The 16,047-nt window shown below is 59.0% G+C and carries 14 protein-coding genes; 10 read left to right on the top strand and 4 right to left on the bottom strand.

Translation table 11 applies throughout. The features are described 5' to 3' along the window. Positions 1–20: 20 nt before the first annotated feature. Positions 21–1,151: a glycosyltransferase gene (locus ESZ53_RS02755; RefSeq protein WP_129071436.1), complete on the bottom strand. Its 1,131-nt coding sequence runs from the start codon at positions 1,149–1,151 to the stop codon at positions 21–23. 79 nt (positions 1,152–1,230) lie between these two features. Here ESZ53_RS02755 and uvrA point away from each other — a divergent pair, with 79 nt between their 5' ends. The 10 genes from uvrA to ESZ53_RS02705 all read left to right on the top strand — a co-directional run bounded on the left by uvrA (position 1,231) and on the right by ESZ53_RS02705 (position 12,576). Continuing rightward, complete coding sequence (gene uvrA, locus ESZ53_RS02750; protein ID WP_129071435.1) at positions 1,231–4,104, top strand: excinuclease ABC subunit UvrA; 2,874 nt, start codon at positions 1,231–1,233, stop codon at positions 4,102–4,104. A gap of 17 nt (positions 4,105–4,121) precedes the next feature. Further along, positions 4,122–6,098: an excinuclease ABC subunit UvrC gene (gene uvrC / locus ESZ53_RS02745; RefSeq protein WP_129071434.1), complete on the top strand. Its 1,977-nt coding sequence runs from the start codon at positions 4,122–4,124 to the stop codon at positions 6,096–6,098. Between the two features lie 21 nt (positions 6,099–6,119). Continuing rightward, on the top strand, positions 6,120–6,995 hold the full coding sequence (gene rapZ / locus ESZ53_RS02740) for an RNase adapter RapZ (protein ID WP_129071433.1): 876 nt from the start codon (positions 6,120–6,122) through the stop codon (positions 6,993–6,995). Between the two features lie 44 nt (positions 6,996–7,039). After that, positions 7,040–8,023: a DNA-binding protein WhiA gene (whiA, locus tag ESZ53_RS02735; protein WP_129071432.1), complete on the top strand. Its 984-nt coding sequence runs from the start codon at positions 7,040–7,042 to the stop codon at positions 8,021–8,023. A gap of 107 nt (positions 8,024–8,130) precedes the next feature. Beyond that, on the top strand, positions 8,131–8,757 hold the full coding sequence (locus ESZ53_RS02730) for a superoxide dismutase (RefSeq protein WP_100388972.1): 627 nt from the start codon (positions 8,131–8,133) through the stop codon (positions 8,755–8,757). A 109-nt stretch (positions 8,758–8,866) separates the two neighbouring features. After that, positions 8,867–9,874: a type I glyceraldehyde-3-phosphate dehydrogenase gene (gene gap / locus ESZ53_RS02725; protein WP_129071431.1), complete on the top strand. Its 1,008-nt coding sequence runs from the start codon at positions 8,867–8,869 to the stop codon at positions 9,872–9,874. Between the two features lie 12 nt (positions 9,875–9,886). After that, the gene (gene pgk / locus ESZ53_RS02720) at positions 9,887–11,104 is read left to right on the top strand and encodes a phosphoglycerate kinase (RefSeq protein WP_129071430.1); all 1,218 of its coding nucleotides are present in this window, start codon (positions 9,887–9,889) and stop codon (positions 11,102–11,104) included. Further along, positions 11,092–11,889: a triose-phosphate isomerase gene (gene tpiA / locus ESZ53_RS02715; protein ID WP_129071429.1), complete on the top strand. Its 798-nt coding sequence runs from the start codon at positions 11,092–11,094 to the stop codon at positions 11,887–11,889. The genes pgk and tpiA overlap by 13 nt, the downstream gene beginning before the upstream one ends. Before the next feature lie 46 nt (positions 11,890–11,935). Beyond that, on the top strand, positions 11,936–12,184 hold the full coding sequence (secG, locus tag ESZ53_RS02710) for a preprotein translocase subunit SecG (RefSeq protein ID WP_129071428.1): 249 nt from the start codon (positions 11,936–11,938) through the stop codon (positions 12,182–12,184). A 29-nt stretch (positions 12,185–12,213) separates the two neighbouring features. Then, the gene (locus ESZ53_RS02705) at positions 12,214–12,576 is read left to right on the top strand and encodes an RNA polymerase-binding protein RbpA (protein ID WP_129071427.1); all 363 of its coding nucleotides are present in this window, start codon (positions 12,214–12,216) and stop codon (positions 12,574–12,576) included. Between the two features lie 152 nt (positions 12,577–12,728). Here the strand turns inward: ESZ53_RS02705 and pgl are convergent, their stop codons facing one another. The 3 genes from pgl to zwf are packed head-to-tail and all read right to left on the bottom strand — an operon-like array spanning position 12,729 to position 16,041. Continuing rightward, positions 12,729–13,532 carry a 6-phosphogluconolactonase gene (gene pgl / locus ESZ53_RS02700; RefSeq protein WP_129071426.1) on the bottom strand — a complete coding sequence of 268 codons (804 nt, stop codon included), beginning with the start codon at positions 13,530–13,532 and terminating at the stop codon, positions 12,729–12,731. After that, positions 13,529–14,503, bottom strand: coding sequence for a glucose-6-phosphate dehydrogenase assembly protein OpcA (locus ESZ53_RS02695; RefSeq protein ID WP_129071425.1), 975 nt, complete (start codon positions 14,501–14,503; stop codon positions 13,529–13,531). Before ESZ53_RS02695 ends, pgl begins: the two co-directional genes overlap by 4 nt. Beyond that, on the bottom strand, positions 14,500–16,041 hold the full coding sequence (zwf, locus tag ESZ53_RS02690; protein WP_129071424.1) for a glucose-6-phosphate dehydrogenase: 1,542 nt from the start codon (positions 16,039–16,041) through the stop codon (positions 14,500–14,502). Before zwf ends, ESZ53_RS02695 begins: the two co-directional genes overlap by 4 nt. Positions 16,042–16,047: the final 6 nt, after the last annotated feature.

Genomic DNA, 16,047 nt, shown 5'->3' with positions numbered 1-16,047 from the left:
CTCACCCGCTTGATGTGAAACTAATCAGCATCCCGGGGTAGTGACAGATGCAGCGACTCGTGTAGTGCGAGAAGGTCGCGTTCTGAAGCCGAGCAGTCATGAACGAGTGAGCTTGAACGAGCGGCGTTCCTGCGGTTCTCCACAGGTTGCTCCTCGAGCGCTCGGATCGCGCCCTCAATCTGGTTCAGGTCAGGTTCCACGCAGAGCCCACCACCGTCGGCGAAAGTGAGGGACGGGCTGCAAGCGGTGGTTGTAACGACGGGGGTTCCCGCTGCGAGGGACTCCAAAGCAACCGCGTGGCCCTCATGGTTCCCTAACGTCACGACTGCGATATCCGCGGTGGCAAAGACTTCGGCACGCTCAGTAAGCGTGAGGTCATGCGCGCCGAGAAACTGCACAGGAAGCCCGACAGCGCTGCGTTCCAGACGGCCACGCAACGGCCCATCTCCCAGGATCACTAAATGAACGTCTTCGCCCTTTGCTGATCGCCGTTTTACGAGATCTATGGCAAGCGCGGGAAGTCCGGCGAGGGTGAGGGGAGTGGCGCACAGAATCACGAGATCGGCACCGCTGGAATCCCGCAGACTGCTGCTGTGGCGAAGCGGAGAAAAAATCTCCAGATTTACGCCGGCCGGCGCGCGCAAGAACTCGTCGCCTGGAGGGGAGGCGTTCGCCGGTTCTTTGGCGGACCGCTCACTAGGTTCTAGGGGACTGGCTCGTGAGTCGCGGTCGTGGTCGAGAGGTGCGACGCTAACTACGCGATCGTACCCGTCGATATTGTGGAGATGAGCCGCATCGTTGCTCGACGTGTCGATGAGATAGATGGCGGGAACTCTGTGCAACTTCGCCCACGATCCGATCTCGCGGGCGCTGAGCCTGTCGGCGACCTCGATCTGGTCAGGAACGAGCGAGGCGAGAGCGCGGCGAACCGCTTTCGCTATCGGCACAAAACCCCGAGCTAGGGCACGACCGCGGGCTGGAACCGTGATGACGGTGCCGAACTCTGCCCGGGTGACTGACGGCTCTTTGCCCGGCACGATGACCGAAAACTCATGGCCTGCCGCTCGGTAAGCGAGTCCTCGCGAGCGGACCGCACTCGACGGACCGACCGGGGCTGCGGCGAAAAAACTCGTGACGTGCGCAATGTGCATGGTGCCATTATCGCGGGTGCCGTTGGCTCTATAGGGCGAACGTCCAGCCAATGTCAGTGGTCTCCGTAGAATAGATAGAGTGACTACTGCACAGTCGATCCCCAATTCTCACCTCAGCGTCCGTGGCGCTCGGGTTCACAATCTCAAGAACGTTGACCTAGAGATTCCGCGCGATTCTCTTGTCGTATTTACTGGCCTGTCGGGTTCCGGTAAGTCGAGCCTCGCTTTCGACACGATCTTCGCGGAAGGTCAGCGCCGCTACGTCGAATCTCTGTCGGCCTACGCCCGTCAGTTTCTGGGCCAAGTCGATCGACCCGATGTCGACTTCATCGAGGGTCTGAGTCCTGCGGTTTCGATCGATCAGAAGTCGACTAATCGCAATCCTCGCTCTACCGTCGGCACGATTACGGAGATCTACGACTACATGCGTCTGTTGTGGGCGCGCATTGGCGTGCCTCACTGCGCGGTGTGTGGCGAGAAGATCGAACGCCAGTCTGTGCAACAAATCGCCGACCAGCTGATGAAGCTCGAGAGCGGAACTCGTTACCAAGTGGTGAGCCCCGTCGTCTCGCAGAAAAAAGGCGAGTTCGTCGATCTCTTCGCGGAGCTCGCGTCCGGTGGCTACTCACGCGCCATTGTTGACGGCGATGTTGTGCAGCTCAGCGATCCGCCCAAGCTTAAGAAGCAGGTGAAACACGATATTTCAGTCGTGGTCGACCGCTTGGTTGCCAGCGATGACATCCTCACTCGCCTGACTGACTCTCTCGAAACGGCACTTCGGCTCACGGACGGCACCGTTGCCATCAACTTCGTCGACGAGGAGGGAGACGCTGCGTGGCGTTCGTTCTCTGAGAAGCTTTCGTGCCCGAATAACCACCCGATTCAGCTGACGGAGATCGAACCGCGCACGTTTTCGTTCAACGCTCCGTTTGGCGCCTGCCCAGAATGTTCGGGCCTCGGCACTCGCATGTCGATCGATGCTGAACTGCTCGTGGCCGATGACTCTGTCAGCCTCGCCGAAGGCGCAATTCTTCCTTGGGCTCAGTCCGGTAAGGGGCTGTACAACTACTTTGAGAAGCTGCTCGATGGCCTCTCGCGTGATCTTGACTTCTCTCTGGATACCCCGTGGGGCCAGTTACCTGAAGATGTGCGTCAGGCTGTGCTTCGCGGCAACGACTTCAAGGTTTCGGTCAAGTGGAAGAACCGCTACGGCCGTGAGATGAAGTACTCGACGGGCTTCGAAGGCGTTATCCCGTATATCGAACGCAAGTACCTCGAGGCCGAGACTGACGTGCAGCGTCAACGCTATGCCGCTTACCTTCGCGAAATTCCGTGCCCTGTGTGCGACGGAAAGCGGCTCAAGCCTGAGGTCTTGGCCGTAACCGTTGCTGACAACAGCATTTCGGATATCTGTGAGCTCAGCCTGATTGACGCATACGGATTCATGAACGAGCTCGAGCTCTCCGCTCGCGATGCCCGAATTGCCGCTCAGGTGCTGCGCGAAATCCGTCTTCGCCTCGAGTTCCTCGTCGAGGTAGGGCTCAGCTATCTCAACCTCGCGCGTGCTGCGGCAACCCTGAGTGGTGGAGAAGCGCAGCGCATCCGCTTGGCGACCCAGATCGGCTCTGGGCTCACCGGCGTTCTTTATGTTCTCGACGAACCCAGCATTGGCCTTCACCAGCGCGACAATCGTCGGTTGATTGAGACACTGGTGAAACTGAAGAACCTCGGCAACACACTTATCGTCGTCGAGCACGATGAAGATACGATTCGTACCGCCGACTGGGTCGTCGACATCGGTCCGGGAGCGGGGGAGCACGGTGGAGAGGTTGTTCACTCCGGTTCCTACACCGACCTTCTCAAGAACACAGACTCGATCACTGCCGACTATTTGTCCGGACGGAAAGCTATCGAAACGCCGAAGAAACGTCGGCCCGTGGACAAGAGTCGCCAGATCGTCGTCGAAGGCGCCAAGGCTAACAACCTGAAGAACCTCACCGTCAAGTTTCCGCTGGGAACTTTCACGGCGGTCACCGGCGTAAGCGGCTCAGGAAAATCTAGCCTTGTCAACGACATCCTCTATAAGGTGCTCGCCAATGAACTGAACGGCGCGCGCCAGATTCCAGGCAAGCACACGCGTATCACCGGTCTCGAAAACCTCGACAAGGTCGTTCACGTCGATCAGAACCCGATCGGCCGTACTCCGCGATCGAACCCCGCTACCTACACCGGAGTGTTCGACAAGATTCGCACCCTCTTTTCCGACACCGCCGATGCGAAAGCGCGAGGCTATCTACCCGGTCGCTTCAGTTTCAACGTCAAGGGAGGGCGCTGCGAGAACTGTTCGGGCGACGGGACGATCAAGATTGAAATGAACTTCCTGCCCGACGTTTATGTTGCCTGCGAAGTCTGCGGCGGAGCGCGATACAACCGCGACACCCTCGCCGTGAAGTACAAGGCGAAGAACATTGCCGAAGTGCTCGACATGCCGATCAGCGAAGCCGCCGAATTCTTCGAAGCGATTTCAAGCATCCACCGTTTCTTAAAGACGCTCGAGGATGTCGGACTCGGCTACGTACGACTCGGCCAGAGCGCGACCACCCTTTCCGGTGGTGAAGCCCAGCGCGTGAAGCTCGCCACTGAACTGCAGAAGCGTTCGATGGGGCGAAGCATCTACGTTCTTGACGAGCCGACGACCGGCCTTCACTTCGAAGACGTTCGCAAACTTCTTCTCGTGCTTAATGGGCTCGTCGACAAGGGCAACACTGTGATCGTTATCGAGCACAATCTAGACGTCATCAAGTCTGCAGATTGGCTTATCGACCTCGGTCCTGAAGGTGGCTCCGGCGGCGGTGAGTTGCTCTCAACGGGTACGCCCGAAAAGGTAGCCAAGGTCGCCGGTAGCCACACAGGTCAGTTCTTGGCTGAGGTGTTGAAGCGTAATCGTGTCTAGAGAGCAAGGGGGCCGACGTGGCTAAGACTGTCGCATGGCGCCCTCGCGCGGGTGATATTCCTCCGCAGCCAGGCGTCTATCGGTTCATTGACGATAACAAGCGCGTGCTCTACGTCGGTAAGGCCAAGAACCTGAGAGCGCGATTGAGCAACTATTTCGCGCCGCTAACCACTCTCCATGAGCGAACGCGGCGAATGGTGCTTTCAGCGTCCAATGTCGAATGGACGATTGTCGGAAATGACTTTGAAGCGCTCCAACTCGAGTACACGTGGATCAAGGAGTTCGATCCTCCGTTCAACGTTCAGTACAAGGACGATAAGTCCTACCCGTATTTGGCGATCACGATGGGTGATGATGTTCCTCGGGTGTTGGTCACTCGCAATCGCAACCTCCCCAATGCTCGCTATTTTGGCCCGTACTCTCGGGCGTGGGCCATCCGAGACACGGTCGACGTGTTGCTCAAAGCATTCCCGATGCGAAGCTGCTCCACTTCGGTCTACAAACGCGCACAGCAGACCGGGCGGCCCTGTCTTCTCGGAGACATCGGCAAGTGCGCCGCACCGTGCGTTGGCCGGGTATCTCAGGAGGATCACAAGTCAATAGCCCTTGATTTTGCGTCGTTCATGGCAGGCAACGACTCTCGCATGTTGGACTCCATCAGGGCGAGAATGACGGATGCTGCGGTCACGCAAGATTACGAGTCAGCTGCTCGCTACCGTGATCAGATCGGAGCGATGGAGACCGCTCTAGCGAAGAATCAGATTGTGCTCTCCGAAGACGTCGACGCTGACTTCTTTGGCATCGCTCACGACGAGCTTGCCGCTGCCGTGCAACAGTTCGTAGTGCGAGGCGGACGTATCCGCGGAGTGCGCGGCTGGGTCGTCGATAAGGAGCTTGATGTCGATCTCGGCGGGCTCGTTGAGTCGGTCCTCCAGAATGCATATGATGACACCGCCCCGCCGCGAGATGTGCTCGTGCCAGCGCTGCCTGAAGACAGCACAGTGCTCGAAGAATGGCTCGCTCAACGCCGCGGCCTTGGTGCTCGGGTTCGACTGAGAGTTGCCCAGCGTGGCGAAAAAGCCGCGCTCGCACAAACCGTTGAGACCAACGCAAAAAACGCGCTCATGCTCTACAAGTCCAAACGCAGCGGTGACTTCGTTGCACGTTCGCAAGCACTCGCCGACATCCAAGAGGCACTGGGCATGTCTGAGGCGCCACTTCGGATGGAGTGCTTTGACGTTTCACACCTTTCCGGCACCAATGTCGTCGCCTCTATGGTCGTCTTCGAAGACGGACTGCCGAAAAAACAGCACTACCGCCGCTTCAACATCGCGGAGACGACCGACGACACGGACTCGATCTACCAAGTGCTCAAGCGCCGGCTTGCCTACCTCGCTGCCGGAGATGCGGTGCCTACCGCGCCCGAAGGCGACAGCGGCGCAACGAACGATCGCGCTGCTGTCGTTGCGACGACTTCGCCAGAAGCCTCGCCAGCGATCGCGATCGCGCCCGCACGTGCGTCCGAAGGCCACGAAGCCGCGGCACCGCTATCCAAGTTTGCCTATCCGCCCCAGCTGCTCATCGTCGATGGCGGTCAACCTCAGGTAAACGCTGCTCAGCGCGCCCTCGAAGAGTCAGGCGTTTCAGGGATTCAATTGGCGGGAATAGCGAAGCGCTTGGAAGAAATCTGGCTTCCAGATTCCGACTATCCCGTCATCCTGCCGCGTAATAGCGACGCTCTCTTTTTGATCCAACGTCTCCGCGATGAAGCGCACCGCTTCGCGATCACGCACCAGCGGCAACGACGCTCGAAGGACATCTCCTCGATTCTTTCCACGGTCCCTGGACTAGGACCATCGCGCATCAAAGCGCTGCTTCAGCACTTCGGCTCGGTCGCTCGGCTCAAAGCGGCTACCCCCGAGCAGATGAATGAAGTGCCGGGCATCGGCCAGACCACCGCCGCCGCGATAATCGAGAAGCTAGGCCAGCGTTAGCTCAGGTAGTCTGAACACACCATGAAACCCGTCACAGAGCAGCAGGAAGTACTCATTGTGACCGGCATGTCCGGCGCCGGGCGCTCGACTGTTGGCAACGCCCTCGAAGACCTCGGATGGTACGTGGTCGACAACCTCCCGCGGCAGATGCTTTTACCACTGGTCGACCTTGCGCACCGCGCGGGTGACTCGCTTCCTCGCGTTGCAGCTGTCATCGACGTGCGCGGCGGAAAACTTTTCTCGGATGCTCAGCATGCGATCGAAGCATTGCGTGCCTCGACGTCCCTGCGAGTTCTCTTTCTGGATGCGGAGGATGCCGCTCTCGTTCGCCGTTTCGAGCAAGTACGTCGGCCGCACCCGCTCCAAGAAGAGGGCACCCCGCTAGACGGCATCGCTGCGGAGAGAACCCGTATGGCAGAGATTCGTTCGAACAGCGACATCATCATCGACACGACGGATCTCAACATCCACCAACTCGCCACCACCATCATCGAGAAATTCTCTGCGGAGAACGATGCTGGATTGCGTATTACTATTGAGAGCTTCGGATTTAAGTACGGTCTTCCAGCAGACGCCGACATGGTTGCTGACTGCAGATTTTTACCGAATCCTTTCTGGGAGCCCGAACTCAAAGCATTAGATGGACTCGATGAACGCGTTCGTGCCTATGTTGTTGGGGCGCCCGGAGCACAGGAGTTCGTTGCGGATTACGCACGAGCCCTCGAACCTGTATTCGCCGGGTATCAACGCGAGAATAAACGACACGCAACGATCGCGATCGGCTGTACTGGTGGCAAACACCGTTCCGTCGCGATTGCCGAAGAGTTGTCAGCTATTCTTAGCGGCCTGCCCGGTGTAGCCGTCAGTATCAAGCATCGGGACCGTGGACGAGAGTAGATTACTCATCCAACCGGACCGTCATCTCAAAGGAAGGCCAGTTAGTGGCATTAACTGCTGAAGTCAAAGACGAACTGGCACGAATTCAGTTAGGTAAGACAAGCGAGCGTGCTGCTGAGCTCGCGACGATTTTGCGTTTTTCCGGTGGGCTTCACCTGATCTCTGGCCGCATCGCGGTGGAGTCGGAGGTGGAGAGCGAGTTGCTCGCGCGCCGGGTGCGCCGCGATATTGCGGAACTGTACGGAGTTCGTTCGGAGATTTCGCGCGTCGCCTCTTCTGGCGGCGGCCGTCGAACTAACAACCTGCTCGTCCGCGTGCTCGACGGGGGAGAGACCTTGGCTCGTCAGACCGGGCTTCTGGATGCTCGTCGGCGCCCCATCCGTGGACTTCCCAATCGAGTGACCACCGGCGGCCGCGGAGAACTCGCGGCTGTGTGGCGCGGAGCGTTCCTCGCAGCCGGCTCGCTGACCGATCCAGGTCGTTCTGCTGCCCTCGAAGTAACATGCCCCGGCAACGAAGCTGCCATGGCGCTGGTGGGTGCGGCTGGCCGACTTCGCGTAGCAGCCAAGGCTCGTGAAGTCCGCGGAGTACATCGTGTGGTCGTTCGCGACGGTGAAGCGATCAGCGCCATGCTCACGATCATGGGTGCAAATACCACCGTGGTGAGCTGGAATGAGCTTCGTCAACGCCGAGAAGTGCGTGCCACGGCCAACCGTCTAGTGAATTTCGACGACGCGAACTTGCGGCGCTCGGCACAAGCAGCAGTCGCGGCCTGTGCACGCGTTGAGCGTGCGCTCGAGATCCTGAGCGATGACGTTCCCCAGCATCTCCGTTACGCGGGGGAGCTTCGTCTGAGTCACCGCGACTCGAGTCTCGACGAACTCGGTCATCACGCTGACCCGCCCATGACTAAAGATGCGGTGGCCGGCCGTATTCGTCGTTTGCTCGCGATGGCTGACAAGCGGGCGAGCGATCTGGGCGTCGCTGGCACCGAGGCCAACCTCCCTGCGGAGTTGGACGAGGCTTAGCGTTCCCTCCATGCGGCACGAGTGTCGCATGGACGTGGTTAGACTGGAACCATCGCCTGTCCGTGCTTACAGCCGGTTCAGGAATCTAGATCCTAGGAGGACTTTCGATGGCTGACTACACTCTTCCCGAACTCTCGTACGACTACTCCGCGCTCGAGCCAAGCATCAGCGCGATGATCATGGAGCTCCACCACAGCAAGCACCACCAGGCTTACGTCACGGGTGCGAATGCAGCGATTGCAGGCCTCGCAGAGGCTCGCGACTCCGGCAACCTCGCCAATGTGAACAAGCTCGAGAAAGACTTGGCCTTCAATCTGGGCGGCCACGTCAACCACTCAATTTTCTGGACCAACATGTCGCCCAACGGCGGCGACAAGCCCACAGGTGACCTCGAGAGCGCGATCGACGACCACTTTGGATCGTTCGACAAGTTCACCGCACATTTCACTGCCACGGCCATGGGCGTCCAAGGCTCGGGCTGGGCAGTCCTCGCCTGGGACTCGATCGGAGAACGACTGATCATTGTTCAGTTCTTCGATCAGCAGGGAAACCTTCCTGCCGGTATCGTGCCGCTCCTCATGCTCGATGTGTGGGAGCACGCGTACTACCTGGACTACAAGAACGTTCGTGCCGACTACGTCAAGGCGTTCTGGAACATCGTTGACTGGGCAAACGTACAAGACCGCTTCAGCGCAGCTCGCTCGAAGACAAACGGTCTCCTGCTACTCTCGTAGCGGCATCGTGGCCGGGTTAGGCCCCGGCTTAAGCCCTGTCTCCGCTAAATGCAACACCCCCACCACTACAGCACGACGCGTCGTAGACGCCTGATTTTCTGGAGTAACAGTGAGCGTAAAAATCGGTATTAATGGTTTCGGTCGCATTGGTCGCAACTTCTTTCGAGCGGCTATGGCCAAGGACAGCAACATTGAAATCGTTGCTGTTAACGACCTGACAGACAACAAGACGCTCGCTCATCTGCTCAAGTACGACACCATCGCTGGTCGTCTCAACGCTGACGTTACGTTTGATGACGAGCAGATCGTCGTTGATGGCAAGGCCATCAAGGTGTTTGCCGAGCGCGACCCCTCCAACTTGCCCTGGGGCGAGTTGGGTGTCGACATCGTCATCGAGTCGACCGGCCACTTCACTAAGTCAGTGGATGCCGCCAAGCACATTGCTGCGGGCGCCAAGAAGGTCATCGTTTCGGCACCGGCTTCGGGCGACGACGTCGCTACGTTGGTTCTCGGAGTGAACGAAGACATCTACGACTCGGCTATCCACAACATCATCTCGAACGCGTCGTGCACCACGAACTGCTTGGCTCCTCTTGCCAAGGTGTTCATGGATAACTTCGGTATCGAGACTGGGTTCATGACCACGGTTCACGCGTACACGGCCGACCAGAACCTTCAGGACGGCCCGCATGGCGACCTGCGTCGTGCACGCGCTGCAGCGCAGAACATCATCCCGACCTCGACTGGTGCCGCTAAGGCTCTCGGTCTCGTCATTCCCGAACTCGTGGGCAAGCTCGATGGCTACGCACTGCGCGTCCCTGTCATCACCGGTTCGATCACGGACCTCACGTTGACCACGACCGCAGATGTCACCGTCGAGCAAATCAACGCGGCGTACAAGGCAGCGGCTGAGGGCCCCCTCAAGGGAATTCTCAAGTACACCGAAGATGCGATCGTCTCGACCGACATCGTTGGTGACCCGCACTCGTCGATCTTCGACGCTGGTCTCACCAAGGTCATCGGCAACCAGGTCAAGGTTGCATCCTGGTACGACAACGAGTGGGGCTACTCGAACCGCCTCGTTGACGTTGCAGAGTTCGTCGGCGCACGCCTCTAACTCTCGACGATCATGAGCCTCAGAACTCTTTCAACGCTCTCCGACTTGCGCGGAAAGCGCGTCATCGTCCGGTGTGATCTGAATGTTCCCCTCAAGGACGGTCAGATCACCGACGACGGTCGCATTCGCGCGTCCCTGCCGACGCTCAACGCTCTCATCAACGAGGGCGCTCGAGTGGTTATCGTTTCTCACCTAGGTCGCCCCGGAGGAGAACCCGATGCTCAGTACAGCCTCGAGCCTGTCGCTCAGCGACTCTCGGAGCTGTTGGGCAAGGCAGTCGTGTTCGCCAAGGACACAGTAGGTCACGCGGCCGAACAGGCCGTCGCGGACCTCGAAGACTGTGGCGTAGCGCTGTTGGAGAATCTGCGGTTCAACTCCGGTGAAACTTCGAAGTCAGAGATCGAACGCGAAGAGTTTGCTCGCAAGCTCGCTCGCTTCGGCGACGCGTTCGTCTCTGACGGTTTCGGGGTCGTGCACCGCAAACAAGCTAGCGTTTTCGAGCTTGCTCAAGCGCTTCCGAGTGCCGCAGGATTGCTCATCGAGACCGAACTGGGCGTTCTCGAACGACTCACGGTCACCCCCGAGCGTCCCTACACCGTTGTCTTGGGCGGTTCCAAGGTGTCCGACAAGCTCGATGTCATCGGAGCGCTGCTTCCCCGCGTCAACTCGCTCCTTGTCGGTGGTGGAATGCTCTTCACCTTCCTCGCTGCACAGGGTTACAAAGTCGGAGCAAGCCTTCTTGAGCAAGACCAGCTCGAGACCGTTATGCGCTATCTGGCGCAAGCGGATGAGCTTGGTGTCGAAATCGTGCTGCCCACTGATATCGCCGTGGCCGCATCATTCGGTCCCGACGCAGCACACGTTGTTACGTCAGCGCACGCGATCGAAGATACTGAATTCGGTGCGTCCGGCATCGGCCTCGACATCGGTCCTGAGACCGCAGCGCGGTTCGCTCAGGTAATTCGCGAGTCGAAGACAGTCTTCTGGAACGGCCCGATGGGCGTGTTCGAGTTCCCGGCGTTCGCCGCGGGTACGAAGGCGATCGCTCAGGCACTGACCGATACCGACGGTTTCGGCGTAGTAGGTGGCGGCGACTCAGCCGCTGCAGTGCGCGCATTAGGTTTCGACGACGACCAATTTGGTCACATTTCTACGGGTGGCGGTGCAAGCCTCGAGTTCCTTGAGGGCAAGCAGCTTCCCGGACTGGAGGTACTTGGATGGCAAAGGTAAAGCGCGTCCCGCTCATTGCGGGCAACTGGAAGATGAATCTCGACCATCTTCAATCCATCGCCTTCGTGCAGAAGCTTGCATGGACGCTCAAGGACGCAAATCACGATTTTGGCGTCGATGGCGCAGAGGTAGCGGTCTTTCCTCCGTTCACTGACCTGCGGTCGGTACAGACCCTCGTCGCGGCTGACAAGCTTGACGTCCGCTTCGGTGGCCAAGATGTCTCTGAGTACGATTCGGGTGCTTACACGGGTGAGATCTCGGGGGCGTTCCTCGCTTCTCTCGACTGCCGCTATGTTCTGGTCGGCCACTCAGAGCGTCGAACGATGCACGGTGAGACCGACGAGCAACTCTCTCGCAAGGTTGCTGCGTCGCTCAAGCACGGCCTCGTTCCCGTCTTGTGCGTGGGCGAAACTGCCGACGACCTCGAAGCTCACGGACCGAGCGCCGTTCCCGTTGCTCAGCTCAAAGCTGGACTAGCCGGGATCACGGGCACGCCCGAGATTGTCGTAGCCTATGAGCCTGTTTGGGCCATCGGCTCCGGCAAGGCCGCGACCCCGGAACAGGCAGAACAGGTAGCTGCCCGTCTCCGTGAGACGCTTGCTGAAGTGCTGGGCGATGACGTGGCCGCAGCCACCCGTATCCTCTACGGCGGCTCCGTGAAGTCGAGCAACATCGCAAGTCTCATGCGAGAGCCGAACATCGACGGCGCCCTCGTGGGCGGCGCGAGCCTTGATGTGGCCGAATTTGCCAGCATCTCGCGCTTCTCCAAGCACGTCGGCACCTAAACGCTATACTGTTCGAGGCCGCTACGGCCTGTTCGAAAGGTTCTTTGTGGAAATTCTCCAGGTTGTGCTGCAGGTATTGCTCGCTATCACGAGCTTGCTGCTCACACTTCTTATCCTTCTTCACCGCGGTCGCGGTGGAGGTCTCTCCGATATGTTCGGAGGAGGAGTCACATCCAACCTCGGGGCGTCGGGTGTTGCGGAACGCAACCTCAACCGTATTACGGTGATCCTCGGCATTGTGTGGATCAGCTGCATCGTGGTTCTTGGCCTCATCACCAAGTTCGACGGCGCCTAAGAACCTCTAGCCTCAAACGAAGGAACACAATGGCGTCAGGTGGAAGTGCAATTCGTGGTTCGCGCGTAGGCTCGGGCCCCATGGGCGAGCAAGATCGCGGTTTTCAGGCCGAGCGCGTGCAAATCTCCTACTGGGACGCTGCTGGCAACGAAACCGTTCGAGCTTTTGCTGCCAACGTGCCTGAAGAAGATATCCCAGAGACGATTAATTCGCCCTCGACGGGGCTTCCTGCGGGTAGGGATAAAGAGAATCCGCCGTCGGTCGCGAAACTTGAGCCGTATAAGACTCATTTGGCTTATGTGAAGGAACGTCGTAGCGATGATGAGGCTGCCGGTCTGCTCGACGAAGCGCTTGTGCAGCTACGTACTCGTCGCGGAACCATCACGTCCTAGCGATTAAGACTGACGTGTAGCTTCGGTCAGATCCTGTCGCAAGACACTCACCGATTTCATGCAAGAGAAAGGCCCCCACGGTTACCGTGGGGGCCTTTCTGTTGCATCTATGTTGCTCAACTCAATTAATGAGCATGAGCCAACGCCAATTCCTAGTGCTCGTCGGTGGAGTCCGCGCTCGTCCAGAACTGCCCGGGATCGATGAGCGAAGCCGGAACTTGGGCGGCGGCTTCTTGATCGACGAGGAACAACGTTTTGCGACGTCCTTCGAGGCCCGCTGCGGGCACCTCGTTGTAGCTCGCGCCGGCAAGCGTAAGCCCAAGCGCCGACGCCTTATCGGCGCCGGCGACGACTGCCCAGATGCGCACTGAGGAGTTGATGACGGGAAGCGTGAGGCTGACACGTTCGTCGGGCGGTTTAGGGGAGTTGCGGACTGCAATTACTGTGCGCTCTTGCTCGCGAATGCCTTCGCGCTCGGGGAACAGCGATGCGATGTGTCCATCGGGACCGACGCCCAGAAAAACGATGTCGAAGTTTGGGTATCGGCCATTGCGGGCTGCGTGCGCGCGGAGATCATTGGCGTACGCCTGAGCCGCGTCATCCAGTGACAAGCCGGAGTCAGACGCGGCGACCGCGTGAATTCGGGCGGGATTGACCGGAATGTGATCCAGAAGTGCAGCGCGCGCCTGGGCGTCGTTGCGCTCGGGATCTCCTGCGGGAAGCCACCGTTCATCGCCCCACCAGAAATTGACGCGCGACCAGTCGACGGCGTCTCGTTGCGGTGACTTGTTTATGGCGGCTAGCACTGCCTGACCCATGGTGCCACCGGTCAATACAACAGTGGCTTCATCAAATTCCTCGATAATATGCGGAACTTTGGAGAGGAAATGTGCCGCGACAGCCTGAGCTAACTCAGTCTTGTTGGGGTGGACTATTGCACGACGCTCGTTGCTCATGAGATTTTTGCCTTCACATACTTTTCGATTTCGACACCGGTGATCTCGCTCACGCCGTATCGAACGACGTTTCCAAACAGCTTGTCGGGGTCGAGCCGGCGCAGTTCCTCTGAGAGACAGTCGCGAAGGCTGCGACGGGGCAGTGAAATGTCGTGCACCGGCTGATCTGGCTGCGTGAGCGTAGCAATCGATGCCACGTTGCGCTTCAGAGTGATAATGCCAGAGGCGCGTTCAAGCACAACAGCATGGATTCCCGTGGGGACCGGCGATCCCTCCGCGACTTCGAGCGTCACGGTAACCTCAAGCTGCATCTGCAGCCACGCTGCGAGCAGCATCGTGGAGGCGGAGTCTGCGGCGCCGTTCACGGTGACAGCGGTGATCGGCTCGTAAGGAGGCTGATCGAGGACAGCCGCCAACTGAGCTCGCCACAGCGTAAGCCGAGTCCATGCAAAGTCAGTGTCGCCAGGAACGTACGTCTTGCACATGCGGTGCATTGCGTCGAGCGGAGAGGCGCTTGCTGCTGCGTCCGTGATACGCCGCTGCGCAATTCGGCCTAGCGGCGATTCGGATGCACTCTCAGGGCCTTCTCCGGGCCACCATGCGACTACGGGCGCATCCGGCAGCAGGAGCCCAGTGACAAGGCTCTCTTGATCGAGCGCGGCGTCGCCGTAGGCAGTCACGACGATGACTTCACTTGCTCCGGCATCGCCGCCTACACGAATCTGCGCGTCCACTCGAGCTTCCTCGTCCGACGACGGAGCTGTCGGGCTGGTCGAGACCACGAGAACGCGCATGGGGTGTTCACGCGAGGCGTCGTTAGCCGCCTCGATGGCTTCTTCCTCGTTCCCAAACTCCGTCGCGATAATCAGCGTGAGTACGCGTCCAAGAGCAACTGCACCACCGTCTTCTCGAATGCGAACGAGCGCCTTTGAGATCTTGGCCGTGGTGGTATTGGGCAAATCAACGATCATGGTCGTCTCCAGACTCTGCCGTCGCGCTCCATGAGGTCATCGGCAGACTTCGGGCCCCATGTTCCGGGACGGTATTGCTCTGGGGCACCCTGCGTAGCCCAGAACTCTTCAATGGGATCGAGAATCTTCCAGCTGAGCTCAACCTCTTCGTGGCGAGGGAACAACGGGGGATCGCCGAGGAGGACGTCGAGAATCAATCGCTCATAGGCTTCCGGGCTTGCCTCAGTGAAGGCGTGGCCGTATCCGAAGTCCATTGTGACGTCGCGAACGTGCATTTCTGCACCGGGCACTTTAGAACCAAAACGAATCGTGACGCCTTCATCAGGCTGCACTCGAATAACGAGCGCGTTCTGGCCTAGTGCTGATGTGCGGCTCTCCTCGAAGAGGTACTGCGGTGCGCGCTTGAAAACGACCGCGATCTCAGTGACCCGTCGCCCCAGGCGCTTACCGGCGCGAAGGTAGAACGGAACACCAGACCAACGCCGCGTACCGATATCGAGGCGGATGGCAGCGTAAGTCTCGGTAGTTGACTGAGGGTTCATGCCGTCTTCGTCGAGGAAACCGGTAACTTTTTCGCCGCCCTGCCAGCCTCCCGCGTATTGTCCGCGAGCAGTGTGTTCTCCGAGGTTCTGGGGGAGGCGCACAGCAGAGAGAACCTTCTCCTTCTCAGCACGAAGGTCGGCCGCGTCGAACGACACTGGCTCTTCCATAGCGGTGAGCGCGAGTAGTTGCAGAAGGTGATTCTGAATGACGTCGCGAGCCGCACCGATGCCGTCGTAGTATCCGGCACGACCCCCGACGCCAATGTCTTCAGCCATGGTGATCTGCACATGATCGACGTGGTTCGAGTTCCAGAGGGGTTCGTATAGCTGGTTGGCGAACCGCAGCGCAAGAATATTCTGCACCGTTTCTTTACCGAGGTAATGGTCGATGCGAAACACGCTGTCGGGAGGAAATACCGATTCAACGACATCGTTGAGTTCGCGGGCGGTGTGAAGATCGCTCCCGAAAGGCTTCTCAATCACGACCCGGCTCCACCGGCCCTCGCGTTGCTCAGCCAGACCCGAGTTGCGAAGTTGTTCGGTTACCTGGGGGAACGATTTGGGCGGAATCGAGAGGTAGAACGCATGGTTACCCATCGTGCCGCGTTCTTTATCCAAGTCAGCCAAAGTATCTTTGAGGCGCTCGAATGCCGCCGCATCGTCGAACTCGCCCTGCACAAAACGAATGCCTTGAGCAAGTTGATTCCACACGTCCTCGTCAAAGGGAGTGCGCGCGTACTGTTTTACGGCGTCATGCACGACCTTCTCAAAATCTTGGTCTTCCCACTCTCTGCGAGCGAAGCCCACGAGTGCGAAGCCAGGAGGAAGCAGCCCCCGGTTGGCCAGGTCGTACACGGCCGGCATCAGTTTCTTACGCGATAGATCTCCGGTCACGCCGAAAATTACTAAAGCGCTCGGGCCTGCAATGCGATTAAGCCTGCGGTCCGACGCCAAACGGAGCGGGTTAAAGTCGGCACTGATCTCAACGGGGGGCATGCTTCT

The sequence above is a fragment of the Salinibacterium sp. UTAS2018 genome (genome assembly GCF_004118935.1).
Classification (GTDB): domain Bacteria; phylum Actinomycetota; class Actinomycetes; order Actinomycetales; family Microbacteriaceae; genus Rhodoglobus.
This window is presented reverse-complemented; position numbering and strand designations above follow the sequence as displayed.